Genomic DNA, 22282 nt, shown 5'->3' on the forward strand with positions numbered 1-22282 from the left:
TGAAAAATTTAAAAGATTTTTATTCAAAAACTCTCGTTTAGTAGAAATTATAAAAAATTTAAGGGAGGGAAACAAAGATGTTAAAAGGTTTTTTTGACAAGCTTTATAAGACAGGAGGATTTATTACTGAAGCGGCTAAGGCTCAAGGCAGGTGGCAGCTTGAAACCAGCAATACGATCTTGATGAAGAGAAAGAAAATTTTATTTTTGTTGTTTCTTCCAGTAATTGCAGGAGCGGCTATGCAGTGTGCATTTGCAGCAGGGCCAGCTTATATTGGAGGTGGGCATGCCTATATGCCAGCTGTAGCTACTACTCAGATGCTTCTTGGAATACTTGTAATAGGTTTATTATCTGGATTAATTACCGGCGTTATAGGAGCTGGTGGTGGATATGTACTTACCCCTGCACTTATGACACTTGGAGTAAAGGGGATTATGGCAGTCGGAACAGATCAATTTGCAATTTTTGCAAATGCAATACTAGGTACTACCTTACACAAAAAATTAGGAAACGTAAATCTCTGGCTTGCGGTTTGGTTTGTTGTAGGTTCCTTTGTAGGTGTAACAACAGGCGCAGCTATCAATAGAAGCATCTATGCACTAAGCCCTGCATTAAGCGACGCGTTTATTTCTACAGTATACGTAATACTGCTTGGGATACTTGGATTTTATTCAACTATGGATTATATAAAGCTAAGAAGAGGACAAAAGGATACATCAAGAAAGGCAATTTTAGATGTTAGAACCAATTTTTCACGCTGGCTTCAAAGCATACCATTAAAGCCTAGAATAAAGTTTGACGATCACATATTCGAAGGTGGACTAAGTATATCAGTATATCCAGTTATTATATGTGGTTTTACAGTCGGTTTTGTAGCAGCAATAATGGGTGTCGGCGGCGGATTTTTGACCTTTCCTCTATTTGTATACGGTTTAGGGGTTTCAACTTTCACCACAGTAGGTACAGATATTCTTCAAATAATTTTCACAACAGCATACTCCTCAATCTTTAATTATGCAATATATGGTTACATTTTCTACAGCATAGCCATAACAATGCTTCTTGGATCTCTCATAGGTGTTCAAATAGGCGCCATGGTTACTACATTCGTAAAGGGTTCAACAATTAAGCTATTCTATGCCCTTACTATTCTTGCAGGTTTTGTTAACAGACTTGCAGCACTTCCGCCAAGGCTCTCAGACGCCAATATTATAGCTATTAGCAAGGAAACATCAAACGCATTAACGATGGTTGGAACAGTTGTATTCTTTGGCCTGGTAGCAGTGTTTGGATTCTTTGTGTTGTACACATTCTTTACTAACGTCATAATCTCAAAGAAGTCTGTCAGGGAAGCCATTGAATCAAAGAAGATTTCTTGAAAATTTAATTAATTAAGAGAGGAGTGAAGAAAATGTTATCAAATAGAAGAAAGCTTCAATTAGGGCTTATAGGAATAATAAGTTTCATGGCAATGTTAATAGTTTGGCTTAGTCCTGTCGCACCTGGACACCTAACCGGACTTCAATGGGCAGATCAGTTCTTCAACGGACTTACAAAGGCATCAGCCTATCAATTTCCAAAAGTTTTTAAAGAGAGCGAAAGTTTTGTAGGCAAGCCATTCGTGCTTAACTATAAGGCAACCAATGAAAACGAAGCAAAGATGCTCGAAAAGTTATATACATCCTTTGGTGCGAAGGTTGACGCTCAGGGAACGTCTTTAACAATTAGTGGAGACTTAGGAAAGGTTTCGCAAGGAATACTTTCATACAGCGAAGATTTCTTTAATAACAAAAGAAAAGAGATGACAAACGTACTTGGATTTGATAGCAAAGACGGATTATATGCAATATATTTATCACAACAAGCTCTCGAAAAATATTATTTAAGGAACAATCAGGCTACAGAATTGAAGTTTGTGAGAGAAATTTTGGAAAGGGCTATAGAACCAGCATATAACTTTGACGGAATAGTAGCTGCTGGATCTCCAAAGCCTGCCGAGGGCGAGTATGCGATTGGCGCACTTAGACACTACCCAAGCATAGAGCAAAGCCCCATCGGAGTTAGAGAAATGATAATTCTTAGTGGACTAATAATATTCTATCTACTATACACATGCTGGTATGGCTTTTCTCTGATGTATCTACTAGAAGGTGCTGGAATATCAAAGTTAAGCAAGAAGCCCAGAGAAGAAGCGTAGGCAACATTCACATAGAGGGCACATTAATTAAATATGTGCCCTCTTAAAAATCTCATAAACGAGGTGAGACAAGTGAATCCAATCCTAATAATAATAAGAGATCTAAAAAATGATAAAAAAGTTTTAAAAAGTGGACTTGAAAAGGCAATCGAAGAAGGAAGGCCAGCAGTTATAGCAAAAATAATAGAAAGGCCAGAACATCTTGGGGTATACAATCCAGAAGCTGAAGAATATCTAGTTCAAAAAGCATGGCAAGAAGTTGATAAAGCAATTGAAGAAGGCGAAAGATTAGGAATTAACGTTTATGGAATGGTCAAAATAGGCTCATTAGAAGAAAAGATCAATGAAATAGCAAAAGAAATAAAAGCAAAGCTAATAGTAATTGGCCAGAAAAAAATAAGCGGCTTTAAAAAGTTAGTATTCGGACATAGCAACAAGGAAGGAAACAATTTCGAAGATACATGCCCAGTGTTACTTGTTGGGAAAAAATAAAATACCCCCTTTGTGTTAAAATTATTAAAAAAAGTGGGGGTATTACTACCTTTAAAAAATATAAGATTTTAATTTTGAGATATGTAATAAAAAATCCATATACCATATTAATAGCTAGTTTAACATTAATATCTTTAATTTTTTTGTTAATCGTTATAAAAACAGATTTTAGCCTTCAACCAACTTCATATATAAACTTTAGCGAAAAACTTTCAAATAGTTATCTAGAACAAAACAAAACCAATCTTTTAAGGGTGGTAGTTTCATCCACCCTTAATCCAAAGGAAACAATATATATCTACCAACCATTGCTTCAATATATTTCAAAAAAAACTGGACTTCAATCAGTGTTAATTCAAAAAAGAACCAACTTTGAAATAAAAGATTTATTCAATTCTAAAGCAGTTGATATCGGGATAATAACTGCAAGTGCCTATGTGCTTGATGAGGATCAAATGGACATTTTAGCAATACCTGTAATAAATAATGACTTAACCTTTTCATCCGTTATAGTTTCAAATAAAGAAAACATAAAAACGTTTGAAGATTTGAGAGGAAAATCAATAGCATTTACTGACATTGCATCGTTTTCAGGATATCTTATACCTCTGTATTATCTAAAAGAAAACAATCTCGATATAAACTACTTTTCAGATCACATTTTCACATTTAATAGTTCAGATTCTATTCGGGCTCTCTTGGACGATATAGTTGATGCGGCAGCTTTAAATAGCAAATTTTTTAGAACATATGTAAAAGAAAATCCTGAAAAAGCAAAAAATTTACACATTGTCTGGCAATCCCCAATAAGAATTGGCAATCCTCCAATAGTAGCTAGAAAAAACATAAATCCCATAATCGAAAAAAGAGTTAAAGATGCTCTAATAAACATGTCAAATGATCCAGAAGGTCAAAAAATTCTTAAAACTCTCGGATATGATAGTTTTTCACAACCCCAACCAACTCTGTATTTGCCTATAAAAATAATACTCAAAAAACTTGAACAATGAGCTTAAAAACAAAAATTTTAATCATCAACATCTTTTCAATATTTATAATAACTTTAGGAATAGCTCTTGAAATAAAGTTTGTTTTGACTCAAAATCTCGAAGACAGATTAATATTAAGAACTAGTAATATGGCGTCAATCCTTTCAGATAGCATTATAGAACCGCTATTATCTAACAACGTTTACTTAACCCATCAAATTCTTACCCAATACAAAGAAAACAATTCTGAAGTAGGTTATATAGACATACTAAGTAATCAAAACGAAGTACTCAGCAGCACTTTTAGTAATGGCTTTCCAAAAGAACTTTATCTTTTACAAATCAGTAAGACAGAGTCCAATGTAGCAGTATTTTCTTCTGAAATGGGCAAATTCATCGATGTCAAATATCCAATTGCAGACGGATCTCTAGGATATATTCACATTGGCGTTACAGAAAGGGAAGTAGGACAAAGAATACAAGAAATTATGGAAAAAATTCTTTTTCTGAGTTTCTTTATTAATTTATTAGCATCTCTTCTACTCTACAAACTTACAAACACAATAACCGCTAACTTAAAAAAATTAACATTGTATGCTAAAAACATAGCACTTGGTAATAAAGTTTTAGAACCTATTATTAAAACCAATGATGAAGTAAGAGAATTATTCATATCATTTAAACATATGCTTAAAGCATTAGAAAGATCTTCGAAAGAAGAAATACAACTAATTACAAAACTAAAGGACGAAGAGATTAAAAGAGAACTCTTGAAAAGGACTATGGAAACCCTTGAAAAGGAAAGGAAAAGACTTTCAATGGAAATTCACGATTCTGTTATGCAAAATCTCGCATCCATAAATATAATGTTAAAAATATTCCAGTCAAAGTTAGATCAAAAAGAAAAATTGGATTTAGAAAATATACAAAAACTAATAGAAGCAACTATAGAAGAGCTTAGAAATATTGCTAATAACCTTAGACCTCCTCAATTAGAAAAATTAGGTTTAAAATCAAGCTTAGAATCATTTTTTAATGAAACTGAAAAAAGACACAACTTGAAAACTAACTTTGACTTCTCAATAAGTGAAGAAAAGTTGGACTGGACTTGGTCGATTAATATCTATAGAATAATACAGGAGGCAATATCAAATATTGTTAAACACTCAGGCGCAAATAACGCTTTCGTTTCAATAAAAGAAATAAACGATAAAATTGAAATAGAAGTGAAAGACGATGGAGAAGGATTTGACGTGGATGAAACGCTAAGTAAAAAGTCAAACCGCTTAGGAATAGTTGATATGAAAGAGAGAACGAAGACTTACGGAGGAGAATTCTTTATAAGTTCTACAAAAGGAGGTGGTACAATTGTCAAAATCTCCCTCCCAAAGCCCAAAAACGATGATATTGGTTGACGATCACGCTATATTAAGAGCAGGTTTAAAAGCACTGATCCAAGAGCATCAGGAAGAATTTAACGTAGTAGAAGAGGCGTCAAATGGGGCTGAAGCTATTGATAAGATAAAAAAAATAAAACCAGATATTGTTCTATTAGATATCTCTTTGCCAGATATAAGTGGATTAGATTTAATAGACTCAATAAAAAAATGGTCTTCAAATACTAAGATTCTTATATTAAGCATGTTCGAAGATGAGACATTGATTGTTAAGGCACTAAAAATGGGCGCAAATGGATTTATACCAAAAAGATTAGCATACGAAGAACTAATTGAAGCACTCAAAACTGTATCTAAAGCAGAAGACGTATACATCCCCTCATGTCTTGCTAAGACAGTTCTTAGGGGAATGTTAAATAAAGACAAGAAAACGAAGCTTAGCACTAGAGAAAGTCAAGTCTTAAGATATACTGCATTAGGATATGGGAATAAAGAAATGGCAAAAAAACTCAACCTTTCAGTTAAAACCATAGAAACGTACAAGCTTAGGATTTCAGAAAAGATAAACGCTCAAAAAAAATCTGACCTTGTAAAATACGCGATCAAAGAGGGCCTTTTAAAAGAAGAGGAAAAAATAGATCTCTCAAATCAAGAAGAAACAACAAGTTAAATGCATTTAATAGAACAGATAATTTTATTCGAAACAAAAACTCTTATTTCTTTATTGATTCTTTTATTTTTGCTATCTGTCCTTTCAGTCGGAAAATCCCCATATTTTAGGATAAACAGAGCTTCGAGTGCAATTATTGGTTCTTGTTTTGTTATAATCTTTAGAATTTTAAATTTCGATCAAGCAGTAAATGCTGTAGATATACGAACAATAGTATTACTATTCAATATGATGATTCTATCAGGAAGCTTAAAAATAGCAGGCTTTTTTCCAATGGCTGGCTCATTTCTTATCTCAAACGCAAAAAATAGAATTGCTCTATTATACCTGACTATTTTTATTACAGGATTTCTTTCTATGATTATAATTAACGACATTGTCTGTTTGTTGTTCACTCCTATAGTTGTAATAATATGTAACAGAACCAAAACATACCCTATACCATTTTTGATAGGAGTAGCGCTTGCGTCCAATATAGGCAGTGCATGTTCTTTGATCGGAAATCCTCAAAATATAATGATTGCAAATCTCTCAAAAATTTCATTCCTTCAATATTTTTCTCACACGTGCTTAATAAGTATAATTGGTCTCTTTTTAATATCAATATCACTGCACTTTCTATATAAAGACAGACTACCAAAAGAAACTTTGGAAATAAAGTATAAAAAGTTTGCTTTTCACAAATATCTAATTTACAAAAGTATTTCAATCTTGCTTTTTGTAGTATTAGGTTTCTTGTTAAACCTCAATCAAGTTGTAATTTCTAGCCTTGGCGTTGCTTTTTTAATGTTAACCAGAAGAATAAAATCAGAAAAACTTATTAAGGAGGTAGATTACAGTCTTTTGCTTACCTTTATTGGACTCTTTATAGTAATAGGTGCTGTAGAAAAAAGCGGTGCAATAAATATAGTTATAAACAATTTAGGATTTAAAATATTTGACAATGCCTATCTTTTTGCCTTTTTAACAGCAACTTTATCAAATATCATCGGAAACGTGCCAACAGTGATGATGCTTCATTACTTTATACCAAACGAAAACGCTAATTATGGATGGACAATTTTAGCTATTATATCCACGTTAGCAGGAAATTTAACTCTCACAGGCTCAATAGCAAATATAATAGTATCTGAAATTGCAAGAAAGAACAAAATTGAAATAAAATTTCTAGATTATCTAAAGATAGGTTTCCCCACCACACTTTTGTTAATGATTCTAAGCTTACTCGTTTTAAAATAATCAAGCAAGTTTTCTAAAGACGTCCAAAATTTTGCCGAACAATATAACTAACAAAATTGTAATAATTATTCTTCCAAAAAATATAATTTCAAAGTTTGCCCCAATAGCAACAAATATAGCTGTATCTTCAATCATTGCATGAGATAGAACCAAAAAAATATTTATTAAGACTATCTCCTTTGGGCTTATAAGCCCTTTCTTTACCTCATCCATCATAGTTCCTGCACCATATATGAGTCCAAAAATTATTCCAGCTGTCAAAGGGATTGCAGAATTTTTAGAAAAACCAAGATATTTAATAATCTTTGAGATAATGTCACAAAAATTGTTCCAAAACGGGCTCCTCTTAAAGACTTCAATAAAAATCATAAGAGGTATAACAATCATAGCTATGGTAAAAACAGTTCCAAGCGATCCAAAAACAGCTTCTTTTAATATTCCTGTCATCTTAGCATCACATTAAGACAAAAACCTACAATAAAAGAGGTTGAAATCCTAAAGATAGTTATGAAAAAGGGATTAACACCTATTCTTGAACAAATAACCCCTTCAAGAATAAGACTGTGAGCAATCAAGACCATCGTTGCAAGTATAGTAATCTCTCTCGGATTAAGGTTCAAACCCATTATTACACCAACTGCAGAATATATGTTTAAAAGATAGCCTGTAATCAAAACAAGTGAAGCTTCTCCTGGAAGCCCAAAATATTTCATAAAAGGTGAGAACGAAACATCTAAATAATACATAACAGGAGTAGCCTTAAGAATTGTTACCACAAAAAAAACAGGAACAACTATTTTTGCAAGATTAAAAGTTGTAATTAGTCCTCTGTTGAAACCAACCTTTACACCTTCTAAAAGATAGCCTTTATTCATGCTCATAATTATATCAAACGAAACTCTAAATGGTTCTTTACAAATTCTTAAACATATATAATATTTTTATATACACATTAAATTAAAATTGAGGAGAAAAATGAACATAGTACATATTTTTTCAGGAGGATTAGATTCCACAACTCTCTTGTATTATCTATTAAACCAAGGCCATAAAGTCAAGACAATAAGCTTTTTCTACGGCCAAAAGCATAAAAAGGAGCTTGAATGTTCAAAAAATATTGCCAGAAAGCTAAATATAGAAAATAAATTAATTGATCTAAGCGCTCTAAAAGATATATTTGGAAAGAGTTCTCTAACTAGTGACATGGATATACCTGAAGGCCACTATAATGATACAAATATGAAATCTACAGTAGTTCCAAACAGAAATATGATTTTTCTATCAATCGCAATTTCTTACGCAATATCCTCAAACTTTGATGCAGTATCAATAGGAGTCCATGCAGGAGACCATGCAATATATCCAGACTGTCGCCCTGTTTTTATAAACAAGATGAAAGATGTTGCAAAGGTTTCAGACTATAGTGAAATAGGCATACTTGCACCTTTTTTAGATCTCAAAAAATACGAAATTGTAAAAATAGGCCTGGAATTGAAAGTCCCCTATGAAATGACATGGACATGCTATAAAGGAGAGGAAAAACCCTGTCTAAAATGCGGTTCATGTACAGAAAGGCTTGAGGCATTTGAATTAAACAATGTGAAAGACCCTTTAGTCTTTATTTAACTCCTTTCTTGACTCCTCCACTACACGGTGGACATCAGCCAGACATCAGGTACCCTTGGGATTGTTCAAATGGCACGCACACTTACCATCTTTCTTTTTATTTACTATAAACTGTTGGATCTTGGAAGTGCCGTTGTTCTTTAACACATCTTCTTTAATCTCTTCATCAGTAAAACCAAAGCAATAACAAATAACCTGACTCATAATACACCACTTTTCTAAAGTATAATTATGTTTATTATAATATAAAAAATATAATTATAAATAAATAAAGGAGGTGTTGTCCATGTTAATCAGATGATTTTGAAACAAAATTTTAAACAGATACGTAGTTTACGTATCACAATACCTAAAATTAGAAAAAGGAGAAATATTATGGACAACACCAAAATGTACAAATCGCTTGGTATAGATTTAGATGCCCACGATACCCTAATGGGGGCACTTCCAGAATTATTCAAAGAATGTTTTCTAAATAAAGAACAGGATCTCAAAGGCCTCTCATATTTTTATTCAGTAGTTGCAGATATACACGGAGCAAGGGTAAAAGAATTAATAGAACACAAAAATAAAGGACCAGTTATTGGTTCATTTTGTATTTACGTACCAGAAGAAATAATTTTGGCTGCATGTGGACAGCTAGTAGGCCTTTGTGCAGGAGCTGATTTTTGGGTTCCATATGGTGAACAGATAGTACCAAAAAATCTGTGCCCATTAATAAAAGCAGGTATTGGAGCAAAATATTCAAGAACTTGCCCATACTTTCAGGTAGTAGATTTATTAATAGGAGAAAATACCTGTGATGGTAAGAAAAAGGCATGGGAAATATTTTCCGATATGGTCGAGATGTATGTAATGGATATGCCAAACAAAAAAAGCGAGTTAGGGCTGAAACTTTGGCAGGAAGAAGTAAAAAATTTATGTAATTTTCTAGAAAAAAAATTTAGTAAATCCATCAGCTTCGATTCTCTTTTAGATGCAATTCAGAAAGTAAATGCAAAAAGAAGTGCACTAAATAGACTTTATGAAACTAGAAAAAATTCTCCTACTCCAATATCAGGAATAGATGCCCTGTTAGTTACGCAAATAGGTTTTTATGATGACATAGAAAGATATACAAAAATGGTAAATGCCCTCGCACAAGAATGTGAAGAAAAAGTATTATCAAATTTTAAAAATAATGGTAGAAAAAGGATCTTGGTTACAGGTTCTCCAATGGTTGTGCCCAATTGGAAGATCCATCATGTAATAGAAACAAGCGGCGCAGATGTGGTAGTTGAGGAAAATTGCACGGGCACAAGATATTTCAAGGACAATGTTTCAATAGAAAATGCATCAAGCAAGGGAGATTTACTCAAGAATATATCAGATAGATACATAAATAACATAAATTGTGCATGCTTTTCTCCAAATAGAGGGAGAGAGGAAGACATACTAAAACTTTGTAAAGATTATAAATGTGATGGCATTGTTTACGTATCTCTTAGCTTTTGTACTACCTATATGGTAGAAGCAGAAAGAATAAGAAAAGTAGCTAAAGAAAACAGTATACCTATGATGACAGTAGAATCAGACTACTCATTTTCGGATCTAGGTCAACTTAGAACGAGAATAGAAGCATTTATAGAAAACCTATGAAAATACTTGGTTTGGATATAGGCTCAAGAAGTATAAAGTGGATACTTTATGAAGCGAGTTCTAGTTGTCTCTTAGAAAAGGGTATATTAGACAGTACTCCACACAATCTTGAAAGGATAGAGGAAATTATCCCACCCTTCGATAAAATTGGCCTTACCGGTTATGGCAGACATAATTTAAACAACGTACTAAGAGCAGAATCTCCAAAGATAGTCTCAGAAATAACCTGTCACGCTAAGGGAGCAAGATTTATAGAACCAAATTGTCATCATTTACTAGATATTGGAGGACAGGATACGAAGTTTATAATACTCGATGCATCGGGAAAAATTATAGACTTTAAACTTAATGATAGATGTTCAGCCGGAACAGGTAGATACCTTGAGAATATGGCAAAAATTTTAGATTTAGGAATTCAAGATTTTATAAACATAGCAATTAGATCCGAAAAACCTTCTAATATAAACTCAATGTGTACCGTATTTGCAGAAAGTGAAATAATAAGTTTAATTCATTCTAGAGAAAAGATAGAAGACATTTCTGCAGGAATAATGAAGTCATTGATATTTAGAACAAAAGCCCTAATTGGAACAAATAAAATAGATGAAAAAATATTGCTCTTGGGCGGTCTTTCAGAATTAGAAAACATAGAGATTTTGTTCGAAAGATTTGATTTAAAAGTCAAAAAAAATGAGTTATCAAGGTATACAGGTGCACTGGGGGCAGCCTTAACTTTAACCAATTAGAAAGTTTTCACCCCTATTGACATTTTATCATAAAAAATTTATTATTATGAAAAATAAACAATAGGGGTGAAAAAATGCAAAGAACTGGATTCCCATCGCCTGCAAGAAATTACGAAAAGCTTGATCTAGATTTTAACAAACTACTAATAGATAGTCCTTCCTCAACATTCTTCTTTAAAACGAAAAGAGATTATAAAGAATTAGGCTTAAAAAATGGAGATATCATAATAGTAGATAGATCAAAGAATCCGAAAAAATCCGTATTATCAGTTGTTTTGCTGGACGGACGTCTTACAATAAAAGATACTTCTGATATAAAACCAGAAACAGAAATATTCGGCAAAATTACCTATGTCATTAGAAAATTGTGAGAGCTTTTTTGCCTTAATAGACTGTAATAACTTTTACGTATCATGTGAAAGGTTATATAATCCTGCCCTATTACACAAACCCGTAGTTGTATTATCAAATAACGATGGATGCATAATTGCAAGATCCAACGAAGCAAAAGAATTAGGAATAAAGATGGGCGTTTCGTATTTCCAAATAAGAGACTTTCTTAAAAAGAACAAGGTTGCGGTTATCTCATCAAATTATGAAATATACGAAGATATATCAAAGAGATTTATAGATATAATAAAGTCCAAAATATGTTTTGTAGAAGCATATTCAATAGATGAAGCCTTTATAGAATTAAAGGGAACTTTTAAAAAGAGAAGATTTGAGTTTTGTAAAGAACTAAAAGAAGAGATATATCAGTTTATAGGAATACCAGTCTCTATAGGCATAGGCAAAACAAAAACCCTGGCAAAGATTGCAAATAAAATAGCCAAAAAAAACAAAGATCTTCATGGAATATTTGACATAACAGGAAGGGAAGAGGAAATCCTCAGGACTTTTGACGTTGAAGATATCTGGGGAATCGGCAAGAGCAAAGCTAATTGTCTTAGAAATATGGGAATAACAAACGCCATGGATCTATCAAAAATGGATAATTCACTTGCTCAAAAAACTCTTAGCATAAAGGGCTTAGCTACAGTATTTGAATTAAGAGGGGTAAAATGTATAAATTTACAAGAAGAAAAGCCCAGCCAAAAGGAAATAATAGTATCAAGGTCTTTTGGACATGATATTGATAATTATAAAGAATTAAGAGAAGGTATCTCGCATTTTTCGGCAATTGCAGCTAAAAATATGAGAAGTCTAAATCTATACACAAAAACATTGTCCGTTTTTATAACCTCTAATCCATTTAAAAAAGAATATTATGCCAATCAGGCAGAAATTAATTTTGATTTTTATACAAGAGATACATTTCTTATATTACAAGCTGCCGAAAAATGTCTAAATAGAATATTCAAAGAAAATACAAAATATAAAAAAGCTGGCGTAATATTAAAAGATTTAACAAGTTGCGTTTGTTTAGGGAATTTGTTTACAAATTTAGAAATTGAAAAAAAACACAATCTAATGAAAACTATAGATTTATTAAATAAAAAAATAAAAAAAGACGCTGTATTCTTTGCCGCTGAAGGGCTAACTAAACTTTGGCAAGCAAAAAAGGAGCACGCATCAAATTATAACGCAAGCGAAATAAGTCTTATTTAATTCTTACATTCGATTCAAAGATATAAATATCTTTTTTGGTATGCTACAATATACAAGCTTATGTCAAGATTCACAGATGAGAGAGGAGAGGGATGGATGGACTTTTTGCTTGCTATTAGCCCAATTGTACTCATTCTTTTAGGAATGACAATTTTTTCAAGATCAGGGTTTCTAATGTCAGTATTAGCATGGATTTTTACGTTCCTTTTAGCACTTGTCTTTTTTAAAACTCCATTTGACGTTTGTTTGAGCGCAACAATATTTGGCATCTTAAAATCTCTAAGCATTTCTTTGGCAGTATTTTTTACTATGTTATTAATTTTTATAATGAAGGCAACAAAAGCACTCGATTCAATTGCTTACAAGCTTAAGAACTTGTGCAAAACAAAAGAAGAACAGGTGATGTTTTTAGGACTTGGCTTCGGTTCTCTTGCGACATCTTTAGGAGTTGTAACTCCTGCGCTATTTCCACCGCTTCTTCTCACATTGGGATTTAGCCCTGTTTCATCTATTGCTATATCGGTTCTTTGCTATGATCCCCTCACATCGTTTGCACTATTGTCGATCCCTATAACCGTGCCATCAGAGGTTGCATGGCAGGCATTCAAAATACAGCCACAAGGAATAACAAATCTTGAACACTTTATAAATACATTTACTATAGATATTTCAATTTTTTTACCATTTATTTCTGTTGGATTCGCATATATAATGCTTTATTTTATAGATGGCATAAATTCTCTTAAGAGAGGTTTTATTAGCGCACTTTTGAGCGGCTTAGTTCTTGGATTTAGTTGCTTAACTTTTTCTATTACAAAGATATTTCCAGTACAAATAATAGGAACGCTGTCTGGCCTTTTAACCATGATTTTTGTACTTATATACCAAAGAATAACCAATGTCCAAAATCCTATTGAGGAAAAGGGAAAGCCAAATATGTCGCTATTAAGAGCAACTTCTCCTTGGATATTGCTCTTCTTTTTTGCATTGGTAACTAACCTTCCAGGCACGAGCAAATTTTTATCAGATTTACCTGGAAAGTACGAGGTAATCACCCTTTACAAAAATCAATCCGTCGATCTTAACATATTATCCTCTATCTGGTTTTGGATAATGATAACAACGATAATATCAATTTTCTTACTAAGACCTACCAATGAGCAGCTTTCTTCAACAATAAAATTGTGGCTAAAGAGATCGTTTTCCCCTTTTGTAGCATATTCCGTATGTTTTTCGATCGCCATGATAATGGCATGGTCTGCAATGTCAAATAGTTCTGGGGTGTTAGTACCAGGTGCTTATTACTCATCTTTCAATATGGACAGAATTATAGCCATAAAAATAGCAATGCTTTCAGGAACGGTATTTACTACATTAATACCATATCTTGGTTTAATAGGTTCGTTCATAGGCGGTTCAGAAACTGCTTCAAACGTGTTCTTTGCAAAGATATTATATGAATCTGTAAAAAGTGTAGGTTACGACAGCTATTTTATGATAATTTTTGGTGCACACGCGGTTGCAGGAGGAATTGCCTCAGCCATAACTCCAGCAAAAATTACTAACGCAGCTATGACAATAGGATGTAGCGGAAAGGAAGAGTCAGAATTTATGAAAAAGGCCATCTTACCAGTTATAATTCTCACATTTCTAACAGGAATTATTTTAACTGTATTTATAAGTCTTGGTATAAAATAAAAACTTGCCACCTCCATTATATCTTAATGAAGGTGGCATTATCAATTACTTGCCTACAACAGGTATCAAATTAGGAAATACATAAGCATACATCAGTCCAACCAATCCTACCAGGATTGCAAGCAAAAAGCTATGAATAAGCGCCGATCTAAAAAGTGGTGCAAAGGATTCTTCCGCAACCTTTCTGTCAGAAAACGTAGCGGCCAAAGCTACAACAATAGACTGTGGACTTATCATCTTGCCCATTACACCGCCAGCACTATTAAGAGCAGTTGACAAAATTGGATTTATGTGTAATTGCTCTGCAGTAATCTTTTGAAGGTTGCCAAAGAGTGCGTTTGAAGAGGTGTCCGAACCCGTCAAGAACACTCCTAAGTATCCTAACATAGACGAGAAAAACGGAAAAGCTGAGCCTGTAGAGGCAAAAGCCAACGCAAGCTGAACGTCCATACCTGCATACTTGTAAAGAAATGCTATCCCAACAATTGATGGCACAACTATAAATGGAGCCTTCATCCTATTAAAGGTGGTGTTAAAAGCGCTACCCCACTGTGATCCAGATAGCCTCAGCCACAAACCTGAAAGAATAGCTGCAATCAAAATACCCGTTCCTGTAGCACTAAGTAAAGGTAGTACAAATACCGCATCCTTTAAGACTGTAGGCTTTGGTACTACAGGAGGCATCTTTGTAACTAAACCGTTTAAACCTTCCATCGGGAATTTGAAAACTAGCACTGAACCAAGTGCCTTTGATATTGAAGGAGTACCCCACATGATTATGATAACAACCAAAATTAGCCATGGTACCCATGCATAAAACGTTTCTCCAGCAGAATACTCTTTACTAGCCTCTTTAGCCCAATCAGCAACCCAGACGTTCTTTGGAGACCAAAAGCGAAGGAATATTGCAAGACATACAATAGATACTATACCTGCAAGGATGTCTATTAATTGAGGCCCAAGGTGCTGAGCCAAAAAGAATTGAGTAAGAGCAAAGGATATTCCCGAGACGAATGTTGCAGGGAAAACTTCAAAAAGCTCCGACATGCTCTTCTTTTCAAGCAAAATTACATAGGTAAACATAATCCAAAACGGAACCAAAAAAGAGAAAAATGGCAAAATTCTTCCTACCATTGCTGTAATATCATTTACAGGAAGTCCTGTTACTTGGCCCATCATAATCATAGGAATGCCTACACCGCCAAATGCGACTGGAGCGGTATCACCCAATAGACACAAGAGAGCCGCTTCAAGAGGTGCAATTCCCATTCCTACCAATATCGCTGCACATACTGCAACAGGAGTTCCAAAACCTGCAGCCCCTTCAAGAAAAGCTCCAAAACCAAACGCAACTATTAAGACCTGTACCCTCTTGTCCTGAGTAATCTTCATAATACTATGGCGCATAACTTCAAAAGAGCCAGAAATTACAGTCATTTCATAAAGAAATAGAACTGTAATTACTATCCAGCAAATTGGATATAATCCAATTAAAGCCCCCAAAAACCATGCAAGAAATGCCTGAGTAGCTGGCATTTTATAAATGCCTATCGCAATTAAAAGAGCAACTATTGCAGCAGTCACAGTAGCAAAACGCGCATCAACTCCAAGTTTCTTTCTTCCTTGAGAATCTTTTCCCGGATGCAGTGCCAACAAATAAAGCAAAATTATCAAAGGCAATGCAGCACAAAAAACAGATAATGCAAAATTGTTTAACGGATCATAATTTTGTACAAACATAAATTACCCCCTTATATTTTTTATTGAAACCATAAAATTTGTTAATACCTATCACCACCCTTTCGATATTTAAGCCATTTATTTGCCTTTGGCATTCTATTATATGTGGTATACAATAGAAAATCAAGAATTAATCAATATTAAGAATTGATTGACAATTCAAATAATTAAGAAAATACAATATTACTTTAATGTTATTTTAAATTATTTATATATTTATAAAATATTATGAACCAACAGAATTTTAAATTTATAACATACCCATGATCTAAGCTTTTAGTAATGTATAATAAAGCCAAACCTTAAAATAATTACAATGTACAAACATATAAATATATGATATAGTTTCTTTCAGAAAACATATAAAAATAATAAAAATTTTAAGTTAACTTAAGGAGGATAAATGAAAGAAAGTAATGAGAAAAAGCTTTTTAAATTCGGTTCTAGAAAGTTATGGAATACCATCGGTTCAAGATTAACGCTATCAATAATTTTGATTATTGTAATTTTAGGTGCATCCGTTATGCTCGTCTCAAATTACGTAATCAAACAAAGTGTAAAAGCTCAAACAATTGCTGCAATGCAAGAGACTACAAAAGATTCTGTAGCAGGAATAAACAACTACGTAACTAATAGAATTGAAGCTCTTCAAAATCTTGCAAAAAATCCAGCATTTCAAACTGAAAATCCAAAAGTTATAACAGACACTTTAAAATCTGTCTTTCCGATGTTTCCAGAAGCAGAACTAATTTTCTTTGTTAAAACTGATGGTAGTTACATTACTGATACAGGACCAGCCAATGCGAACTTATCAGATAGAGACTATTTCAAAGAGGTTATGTCCACAGGGAAAACCGCAGTATCATCTTTACTAATATCCAAAAGCACAGGAAAAAAGATTTTTGTAATTGCTGTACCTGTATTCAATCAGTCAGGCAAAACAATAGGTGCTGTTGCAGATGCCGTAAAGGCTGATGCTATAGATGAGATGATATCAAATATAAAATTTGGCAAGTCTGGATATGGCTTTTTACTTGATAAGAATGGTCTTTTTGTAGTTCATCCTCTTAAAGAAATGGTTATGAAGGAAAACATTACAAAAGTTAGTAAACTAATAACTCCATCCCTTGCTGAGCTTGGCAAGAGGGTAGTAAGTGAACCTACAGGATTTGGCACATATACTTTTCTTGGACAGGAAAAGATACTTGTATGGGACAGAATTCCTTCTACCGGCTGGATACTATCAATTCCTGTTTTATTATCAGACTTTTATTCAGGACTATATAACCTTCTTACAATAATATTTATAGCCATCATAATAATTTCTATAATATCCTTCATAATATTCAAGTTCATATCAAGAAGCATTACAAAACCTCTTTCAGAGATAGTAGAAGTAAACAAGAAGCTTTCAGAAGGTGATCTTAACATAGATATTAATACCAACTACTTTGGAGAGTTGGGCATTCTTTCAGAAAGTACCAAGAAGATGGCAGAAAATACAAAATCTGTTATACAGGGGCTAAAGAGCCTTATCTCAGACTTACAAAGCGCATCTGAAAAAGTAAAAGAAAACGCTACCATACTATCTCGTTCATCAGGAGAAGTCTCTCAGGCAGCTTCAAATACGGCAAGAGGAGCGGAAGAGATATCAAAGATAGCTCAAACACTTTCCAATAAAGTAAATACCTTCTCAAGCACCACTCAGGCAATTGCAAAGGGGGCAGAAGAACAAGCAAACAATACAGAACAGATTGCACAGATGGTAGAACAGATAAACTCTATTATGGAAGAGACTAAAAAGAGACAACAAAGAGCTTACAGATCTTTCTATAACAATGAAGGATAGGGCACAGGATGGAAACCTTCTTATGGCAAAAACAAATGAGAGTTCTCACAAGAGCCTTGAATCTGTGAAAAAATTAGCTGAAGTTATCCAATCTCTTAGCAAGAGATCAGAAGATATAGGTAAGATTGTAGATTTGATATCTAGCATATCAGATCAAACAAACCTCTTAGCCTTAAACGCTGCAATAGAGGCTGCAAGAGCAGGAGATGCTGGAAGAGGATTTGCTGTAGTAGCAGATGAAGTAAGAAAGCTTGCAGAAGAATCTCAAAGAGCTGCAAATGAGATAGCCTTGATAATAGGCGAAACCAACAAAGAAACAAGAAATGCGATGAACTCAATGCAAGAGACTCTAAGTGACGTAACTACAGGACTTGAGGCATCAGAAGCTACGTCAAAGACTTTTCAGGCAATACTTGCTTCTATAGACAAAGTAAATGTGTTGTTAGAACAAAGAGAAAAGATAAGTGAGAAATTAATTAGCAACCTCTCTACTGTAAACGTAAACGTCAGCAACCTTGCTGCCCTCTCAGAAGAATATACCGCTTCAGCGCAAGAGATGGCAGCATCATCAAAAGATATATCCAACGAAATAGAAAGCCTTGCAGCAATATCGGAAGAGTCATCAGCTTCTGCAGAAGAGCTCGCATCTACCACAGAAGAAAGTGATAAAATAGTTAAGGAGTTTGAGGAAATTTCAAGAATTTTAATAGAAAATACAGAAAAGATATCTGATGAAGTTAAGAAGTTTAAAGTTTAATAATTAACAAAATCTCAAATAGCCCGGGGGTATTTCCTCGGGCTATTTTTTTAAGGGGTGAAACTATGACGAACATAGAAAGACTAAAAAATTATGGGTGGAATTTTGAGGGTAAAGTTGGTCATAAGGAATGGAGATTAAATATTGGATCCTCTGATGAGCCTTATATAGTAGATATGCAAATTGATTTCGAAAACAAAAGAGCATACTTTAACGTCAAACATAAAAATATTGAAAAAAGACACGAAATAGACTTCAACGAAGCTCTTCTTCATGCTACCGAAGGAAATCTTTTCAAAGATTTGCAAAATCCATTTAAAGAAGAGATAATTTTATCGTATAAAAGCGATAACAACAGTGAAATTCAGATAACAAAAGTTCTAAGCCCACGATTCAAATCAATAATGCTTGATGAAGGCGAGGAAGAATACTTTATTAGAAAAATAAAGAGAATGGGAGAGTCATTATTAGAGTCTTACGAAAAAATAGACAAAGGCGATGTAGAAAAAATATTAAATAAAGGTCAAAACGAAAGGGAAAGTTTAATATCAAAGTTTTTAGAATAATTAGGGTGCTACCCCCCTTCTCCAGCTGGAGAGGGGGCTACAAAAATAGTTCCTATATTAAGGTATTGGATGATTCCAGTTTCTACTACAATTGGCGGCCTTTTAAGCGGCTTCTTGGTTTATAGGTTCACAGGTAAAATCACCATCCGAATCTCCAGCCCACAAATTTGACTACTATAAGCCTATTCTTGGAAAAGTAAAAGTAAAAGAAGTATTAGTAAAGAACGTACCAATTGTAACCGAGAAAGACAACATAAAAGTCGCATCAGAAATATTAAAAAAATACAAAGTCTCAGGAATACCTGTGTGTTCAATTCAAAACAATTCATTAGTTGGAGTAATATGCCATGAGGATATCTTAAACAACTATAAAAACACAGAAGAGAAAAAGGTTTCAGAGATAATGAACTCTCCTGTAATAACAATATCCCCTGAAGATACGCTTTACGACACCCTATTTATAATGTATAAGAACGATATATCTTTTTTGCCTGTTGTAGATAAAAACGTGCTACTGGGCATGATCACAAGGGAAAAGATATTAGAAATTTATTTTAATAATGTAAATAAAGAAAATCCAGAATAACGTTTGCAAATGTTAAATTATTTGATATAATTCAAATACATTAAATGTTTATTAGCGGGCGTAGTTCAATGGTAGAGCATCGGCTTCCCAAGCCGAGGGTTGAGGGTTCGAGCCCCTTCGCCCGCTCCAAAAGATTTATGGCGACGTGGCCAAGCGGTAAGGCAAGGGCCTGCAAAGCCCTCATTCCCCAGTTCGAATCTGGGCGTCGCCTCCACAAAAGATGCCGGGGTGGCGAAATGGCAGACGCAACGGACTTAAAATCCGTCGGGTATCCCCCGTGTGGGTTCGAGTCCCACCCCCGGCACCATTTTATTTTTTTTAGAACAAGGACTTAAAAAAATTAAATTTTAGGGAAGTAAAGATGAGCGACAAAGTAAGGGTCGGAATAATTATTTGCGATCGCTACTTTGTCAAGCGAGTGCTTTTTATGGGTACTTACGCTAAGAAACGCTGTAAAAAAGTATTCGAAATTAGATGAGCGTTATTCAAGTCGAATCATTAACAAAATACTATAAAAATCTAAAAGCCCTTGATAATGTTAGTTTTTCGTTGGAAGAAGGACAGATACTTTCTCTTATTGGACCAAACGGTTCAGGAAAAACCACGCTTACAAAAATAATATCTGGCTTCTCTCAAGCTAATTCTGGAGAGATCAAGATATTTGGAAAAAGTGTAGATGATTTCAAAAAAGTAAAGGATAAAATCGGCTTGGTCTCTCAAGAAAATAATCTTGATCAAGACATCAATGTGCTTGAAAACCTTATAATACACTCAGAGCTATGCGGTTTAAACGCAAAAATTGCTAAAAAGAGATCTCTCGCTTTGCTACAAAAATTTGGACTTGATAAATATAAACACGAGGATATAAGAAATCTCTCCGGTGGGACAAAGAGAAAAATAATGCTTGTCAGAGCGCTTTTGACTAATCCAAAACTGTTAATTCTTGATGAGCCTACTATTGGACTCGATCCATCTATCAGAAGACAATTTTGGGATATAATAATTAATTTAAAGTCGCAAAACGTATCGACAATATTCACTACACACTATATGGAAGAAGCAAACTTTCTGGCTGACAAAATTGCTTTCATAAATAAGGGCAAGTTGATTTTAAGCGGAAAACCGCAAGAACTTATAAAAAATGTCCTTGAAAGTTTCGTATTTGAAATAAAGGGAAAAATATCAACAGATAACTACAAAAGTTATGTATATGAAGACAAAACCTTTATTTTTACTCCAAGCAAAGAACTTTTACTCTCAAAGCTAAAATTATTTGGAATAGAACCATCCGCAATAAGAGAAACTACTCTTGATGACCTCTTCTTGTATCTTACTGGAGAAAAAATTTGATACCATTTTTAATAATATTCAAAAGAAATATTATTTCATTTAAAAAGCGTGCATGGGGCGCGTTGATAAGTGGAATAGATCCTTTACTCTTCCTTTTAGCCTTTGGTTTTGGTATAGGAAAATTTGTTCCTAATGTTGAGGGCTTATCTTATGTTGAATTTATAGCGCCTGCAATGGTTATTATAAGCGTTTTATATGGATCATTTTTTGAGACAACTTACAACGCCTTCGTAAGGATGTATTACGAAAACATTTATACAGCTTGGCTATCTACAAATGCTACTGTAAAAGATATTGTTTTGGGAGAAATGCTTTGGGGAGCTTTTCGAGGAACAATATATGCAACTATTGTAATCTTTGTTTTGTTTTGTTTTGGTTTGCTAAAAAATTTAGGCTTTTTAATAATAATTTTAGTTTTGCCACTTCTTGGTTTAACATTTGCTTCAATTGGCATGTTTTTTACTTCAGTAGTGCCTAATATAATGTTTTTCGATTATCTTTATTTTGTGTACATAAATCCAATGATATTATTTTCTGGGACATATTTCCCAATTAATATATTGCCCATATTTCTAAAAATAATCTTAAAGGCCATCTTTCCCCTCTATTATGCAGTAAAAATTTCAAGAGAACTCTATCTTTCACAGCCCATAGATATAACAAACATAATAGTATTGCTAATAACATGTATATTTTTTACATTCATGGCAATCAAGTTTTTAAGAATAAGATTAATTGACTAACGATGTATAAAAACACTATATCCTAAAACCCCTAGAACAAGGATTACTATTAGAGTGTAAAAAACATATATGAAGGCATTTGACTTATACTCACCTAGTCCGATTCTTCTTTTTACCACAATATAATCTATAAGCCCAACAATAACAGTTAAAAAGGAGAGTCCTGCAAAAACAACGGCTACCCAATAAAGATATAGGGTCCTTTCTTCAGGAATCCCAAGTGAAGGACCAAGATAATGAACAAAAAGATCGAATCTGTCAAGAAGAACGCTAAAGGCCATCAGTCCAAGTGATGTTCTAATCCAGGAAAGAAGAGTTCTGACAGCAGCCATGCTTTCTCTGGCATCTTCATTATTATTTTCTCTTTTTGTCTTTGAAAACAAAACTAATA

General features: G+C 33.6%; 23 protein-coding genes, 3 tRNA genes and 1 pseudogene. 22 read left to right on the forward strand and 5 right to left on the reverse strand.

Going from position 1 to position 22282, the window contains the following annotated elements; translation table 11 throughout:
* Window positions 1-77 precede the first annotated feature (77 nt).
* From THENA_RS07970 to THENA_RS08000, 7 genes are all read left to right on the forward strand, one after another.
* On the forward strand, window positions 78-1379 hold the full coding sequence (locus THENA_RS07970) for a sulfite exporter TauE/SafE family protein (protein ID WP_013756892.1): 1302 nt from the start codon (window positions 78-80) through the stop codon (window positions 1377-1379).
* Window positions 1380-1411: 32 nt separating this feature from the next.
* Window positions 1412-2197, forward strand: coding sequence for a hypothetical protein (locus tag THENA_RS07975; RefSeq protein WP_013756893.1), 786 nt, complete (start codon window positions 1412-1414; stop codon window positions 2195-2197).
* 72 nt (window positions 2198-2269) lie between these two features.
* The gene (locus THENA_RS07980) at window positions 2270-2689 is read left to right on the forward strand and encodes a universal stress protein (RefSeq protein ID WP_013756894.1); all 420 of its coding nucleotides are present in this window, start codon (window positions 2270-2272) and stop codon (window positions 2687-2689) included.
* Between the two features lie 143 nt (window positions 2690-2832).
* Window positions 2833-3699 carry a phosphate/phosphite/phosphonate ABC transporter substrate-binding protein gene (phnD, locus tag THENA_RS07985; RefSeq protein WP_169309430.1) on the forward strand — a complete coding sequence of 289 codons (867 nt, stop codon included), beginning with the start codon at window positions 2833-2835 and terminating at the stop codon, window positions 3697-3699.
* Window positions 3696-5093 (forward strand): HAMP domain-containing sensor histidine kinase, encoded by a 1398-nt coding sequence (locus tag THENA_RS07990; RefSeq protein WP_013756896.1) that lies wholly within the window; start codon window positions 3696-3698, stop codon window positions 5091-5093. Before phnD ends, THENA_RS07990 begins: the two co-directional genes overlap by 4 nt.
* A complete protein-coding gene (locus THENA_RS07995; RefSeq protein ID WP_407635116.1) occupies window positions 5038-5745 on the forward strand; it encodes a response regulator in 708 nt (235 codons plus the stop codon). The genes THENA_RS07990 and THENA_RS07995 overlap by 56 nt, the downstream gene beginning before the upstream one ends.
* Entirely contained in the window at window positions 5746-6984 is a 1239-nt protein-coding gene (locus THENA_RS08000; protein ID WP_013756898.1) for an ArsB/NhaD family transporter, read from the forward strand.
* Here THENA_RS08000 and THENA_RS08005 read toward each other — a convergent pair whose 3' ends face one another.
* Window positions 6985-7431: a hypothetical protein gene (locus tag THENA_RS08005; RefSeq protein ID WP_013756899.1), complete on the reverse strand. Its 447-nt coding sequence runs from the start codon at window positions 7429-7431 to the stop codon at window positions 6985-6987.
* A complete protein-coding gene (locus THENA_RS08010) occupies window positions 7428-7865 on the reverse strand; it encodes a nucleoside recognition domain-containing protein (RefSeq protein WP_013756900.1) in 438 nt (145 codons plus the stop codon). Before THENA_RS08010 ends, THENA_RS08005 begins: the two co-directional genes overlap by 4 nt.
* Before the next feature lie 94 nt (window positions 7866-7959).
* Between THENA_RS08010 and queC the strand changes: the two genes are divergently transcribed.
* A complete protein-coding gene (gene queC, locus THENA_RS08015; RefSeq protein ID WP_013756901.1) occupies window positions 7960-8610 on the forward strand; it encodes a 7-cyano-7-deazaguanine synthase QueC in 651 nt (216 codons plus the stop codon).
* A 45-nt stretch (window positions 8611-8655) separates the two neighbouring features.
* Here queC and THENA_RS08020 read toward each other — a convergent pair whose 3' ends face one another.
* Window positions 8656-8814: a bacterioferritin-associated ferredoxin gene (locus tag THENA_RS08020; protein WP_041438009.1), complete on the reverse strand. Its 159-nt coding sequence runs from the start codon at window positions 8812-8814 to the stop codon at window positions 8656-8658.
* Window positions 8815-8982: 168 nt separating this feature from the next.
* Here THENA_RS08020 and THENA_RS08025 point away from each other — a divergent pair, with 168 nt between their 5' ends.
* The 5 genes from THENA_RS08025 (at window position 8983) to THENA_RS08045 (ending at window position 14300) form a co-directional block, all read left to right on the forward strand.
* On the forward strand, window positions 8983-10248 hold the full coding sequence (locus THENA_RS08025) for a double-cubane-cluster-containing anaerobic reductase (RefSeq protein WP_041438658.1): 1266 nt from the start codon (window positions 8983-8985) through the stop codon (window positions 10246-10248).
* A complete protein-coding gene (locus THENA_RS08030) occupies window positions 10245-10994 on the forward strand; it encodes an acyl-CoA dehydratase activase (RefSeq protein WP_013756903.1) in 750 nt (249 codons plus the stop codon). The genes THENA_RS08025 and THENA_RS08030 overlap by 4 nt, the downstream gene beginning before the upstream one ends.
* 74 nt (window positions 10995-11068) lie before the next feature.
* A complete protein-coding gene (locus THENA_RS08035; protein ID WP_013756904.1) occupies window positions 11069-11365 on the forward strand; it encodes a S24 family peptidase in 297 nt (98 codons plus the stop codon).
* Window positions 11346-12602 (forward strand): Y-family DNA polymerase, encoded by a 1257-nt coding sequence (locus THENA_RS08040; RefSeq protein WP_013756905.1) that lies wholly within the window; start codon window positions 11346-11348, stop codon window positions 12600-12602. The genes THENA_RS08035 and THENA_RS08040 overlap by 20 nt, the downstream gene beginning before the upstream one ends.
* A gap of 60 nt (window positions 12603-12662) precedes the next feature.
* Window positions 12663-14300 (forward strand): L-lactate permease, encoded by a 1638-nt coding sequence (locus THENA_RS08045; protein ID WP_218914878.1) that lies wholly within the window; start codon window positions 12663-12665, stop codon window positions 14298-14300.
* A 45-nt stretch (window positions 14301-14345) separates the two neighbouring features.
* On the opposite strand, the gene THENA_RS08050 is transcribed toward THENA_RS08045, so the two are convergent.
* Window positions 14346-16040 carry an L-lactate permease gene (locus tag THENA_RS08050; protein ID WP_013756907.1) on the reverse strand — a complete coding sequence of 565 codons (1695 nt, stop codon included), beginning with the start codon at window positions 16038-16040 and terminating at the stop codon, window positions 14346-14348.
* Between the two features lie 403 nt (window positions 16041-16443).
* Here THENA_RS08050 and THENA_RS08055 point away from each other — a divergent pair, with 403 nt between their 5' ends.
* The 9 genes and pseudogenes from THENA_RS08055 (at window position 16444) to THENA_RS08095 (ending at window position 21891) form a co-directional block, all read left to right on the forward strand.
* Complete coding sequence (locus THENA_RS08055; RefSeq protein WP_013756908.1) at window positions 16444-17889, forward strand: PDC sensor domain-containing protein; 1446 nt, start codon at window positions 16444-16446, stop codon at window positions 17887-17889.
* Between the two features lie 58 nt (window positions 17890-17947).
* A pseudogene (locus tag THENA_RS08060) lies at window positions 17948-18646 on the forward strand (methyl-accepting chemotaxis protein); the annotation flags it as partial.
* A 65-nt stretch (window positions 18647-18711) separates the two neighbouring features.
* On the forward strand, window positions 18712-19212 hold the full coding sequence (locus THENA_RS08065) for a hypothetical protein (RefSeq protein WP_013756910.1): 501 nt from the start codon (window positions 18712-18714) through the stop codon (window positions 19210-19212).
* Between the two features lie 184 nt (window positions 19213-19396).
* A complete protein-coding gene (locus THENA_RS10040; RefSeq protein WP_281054594.1) occupies window positions 19397-19798 on the forward strand; it encodes a CBS domain-containing protein in 402 nt (133 codons plus the stop codon).
* A 54-nt stretch (window positions 19799-19852) separates the two neighbouring features.
* Window positions 19853-19927, forward strand: a tRNA-Gly gene (locus tag THENA_RS08075).
* Window positions 19928-19937: 10 nt separating this feature from the next.
* Window positions 19938-20012, forward strand: a tRNA-Cys gene (locus THENA_RS08080).
* 8 nt (window positions 20013-20020) lie between these two features.
* Window positions 20021-20105 (forward strand) — tRNA-Leu (locus tag THENA_RS08085).
* A 167-nt stretch (window positions 20106-20272) separates the two neighbouring features.
* On the forward strand, window positions 20273-21148 hold the full coding sequence (locus tag THENA_RS08090) for an ABC transporter ATP-binding protein (RefSeq protein WP_013756911.1): 876 nt from the start codon (window positions 20273-20275) through the stop codon (window positions 21146-21148).
* On the forward strand, window positions 21145-21891 hold the full coding sequence (locus tag THENA_RS08095; RefSeq protein WP_013756912.1) for an ABC transporter permease: 747 nt from the start codon (window positions 21145-21147) through the stop codon (window positions 21889-21891). Before THENA_RS08090 ends, THENA_RS08095 begins: the two co-directional genes overlap by 4 nt.
* Here the strand turns inward: THENA_RS08095 and THENA_RS08100 are convergent.
* Window positions 21888-22274, reverse strand: coding sequence for a YidH family protein (locus THENA_RS08100; protein ID WP_013756913.1), 387 nt, complete (start codon window positions 22272-22274; stop codon window positions 21888-21890). The genes THENA_RS08095 and THENA_RS08100 overlap by 4 nt on opposite strands.
* Between the last annotated feature and the right edge of the window lie 8 nt (window positions 22275-22282).

The organism is Thermodesulfobium narugense DSM 14796, from assembly GCF_000212395.1.
Classification (GTDB): Bacteria; Thermodesulfobiota; Thermodesulfobiia; order Thermodesulfobiales; family Thermodesulfobiaceae; genus Thermodesulfobium; species Thermodesulfobium narugense.

What these genes read in the sequence shown, in the direction of transcription:
- THENA_RS08065 (WP_013756910.1), top strand. Translation starts at nt 18,712, where the DNA reads ATGACGAACATAGAAAGACTAAAAAATTATGGGTGGAATTTTGAGGGT.
- THENA_RS08020 (WP_041438009.1), bottom strand. Translation starts at nt 8,814, where the DNA reads ATGAGTCAGGTTATTTGTTATTGCTTTGGTTTTACTGATGAAGAGATT.
- THENA_RS08005 (WP_013756899.1), bottom strand. Translation starts at nt 7,431, where the DNA reads ATGACAGGAATATTAAAAGAAGCTGTTTTTGGATCGCTTGGAACTGTT.
- THENA_RS08030 (WP_013756903.1), top strand. Translation starts at nt 10,245, where the DNA reads ATGAAAATACTTGGTTTGGATATAGGCTCAAGAAGTATAAAGTGGATA.
- THENA_RS08035 (WP_013756904.1), top strand. Translation starts at nt 11,069, where the DNA reads ATGCAAAGAACTGGATTCCCATCGCCTGCAAGAAATTACGAAAAGCTT.
- THENA_RS08050 (WP_013756907.1), bottom strand. Translation starts at nt 16,040, where the DNA reads ATGTTTGTACAAAATTATGATCCGTTAAACAATTTTGCATTATCTGTT.
- THENA_RS07990 (WP_013756896.1), top strand. Translation starts at nt 3,696, where the DNA reads ATGAGCTTAAAAACAAAAATTTTAATCATCAACATCTTTTCAATATTT.
- THENA_RS07970 (WP_013756892.1), top strand. Translation starts at nt 78, where the DNA reads ATGTTAAAAGGTTTTTTTGACAAGCTTTATAAGACAGGAGGATTTATT.
- THENA_RS08000 (WP_013756898.1), top strand. Translation starts at nt 5,746, where the DNA reads ATGCATTTAATAGAACAGATAATTTTATTCGAAACAAAAACTCTTATT.
- THENA_RS08090 (WP_013756911.1), top strand. Translation starts at nt 20,273, where the DNA reads ATGAGCGTTATTCAAGTCGAATCATTAACAAAATACTATAAAAATCTA.
- THENA_RS08045 (WP_218914878.1), top strand. Translation starts at nt 12,663, where the DNA reads ATGTCAAGATTCACAGATGAGAGAGGAGAGGGATGGATGGACTTTTTG.
- THENA_RS08040 (WP_013756905.1), top strand. Translation starts at nt 11,346, where the DNA reads ATGTCATTAGAAAATTGTGAGAGCTTTTTTGCCTTAATAGACTGTAAT.
- THENA_RS07975 (WP_013756893.1), top strand. Translation starts at nt 1,412, where the DNA reads ATGTTATCAAATAGAAGAAAGCTTCAATTAGGGCTTATAGGAATAATA.
- THENA_RS08010 (WP_013756900.1), bottom strand. Translation starts at nt 7,865, where the DNA reads ATGAGCATGAATAAAGGCTATCTTTTAGAAGGTGTAAAGGTTGGTTTC.
- THENA_RS08055 (WP_013756908.1), top strand. Translation starts at nt 16,444, where the DNA reads ATGAAAGAAAGTAATGAGAAAAAGCTTTTTAAATTCGGTTCTAGAAAG.
- queC (WP_013756901.1), top strand. Translation starts at nt 7,960, where the DNA reads ATGAACATAGTACATATTTTTTCAGGAGGATTAGATTCCACAACTCTC.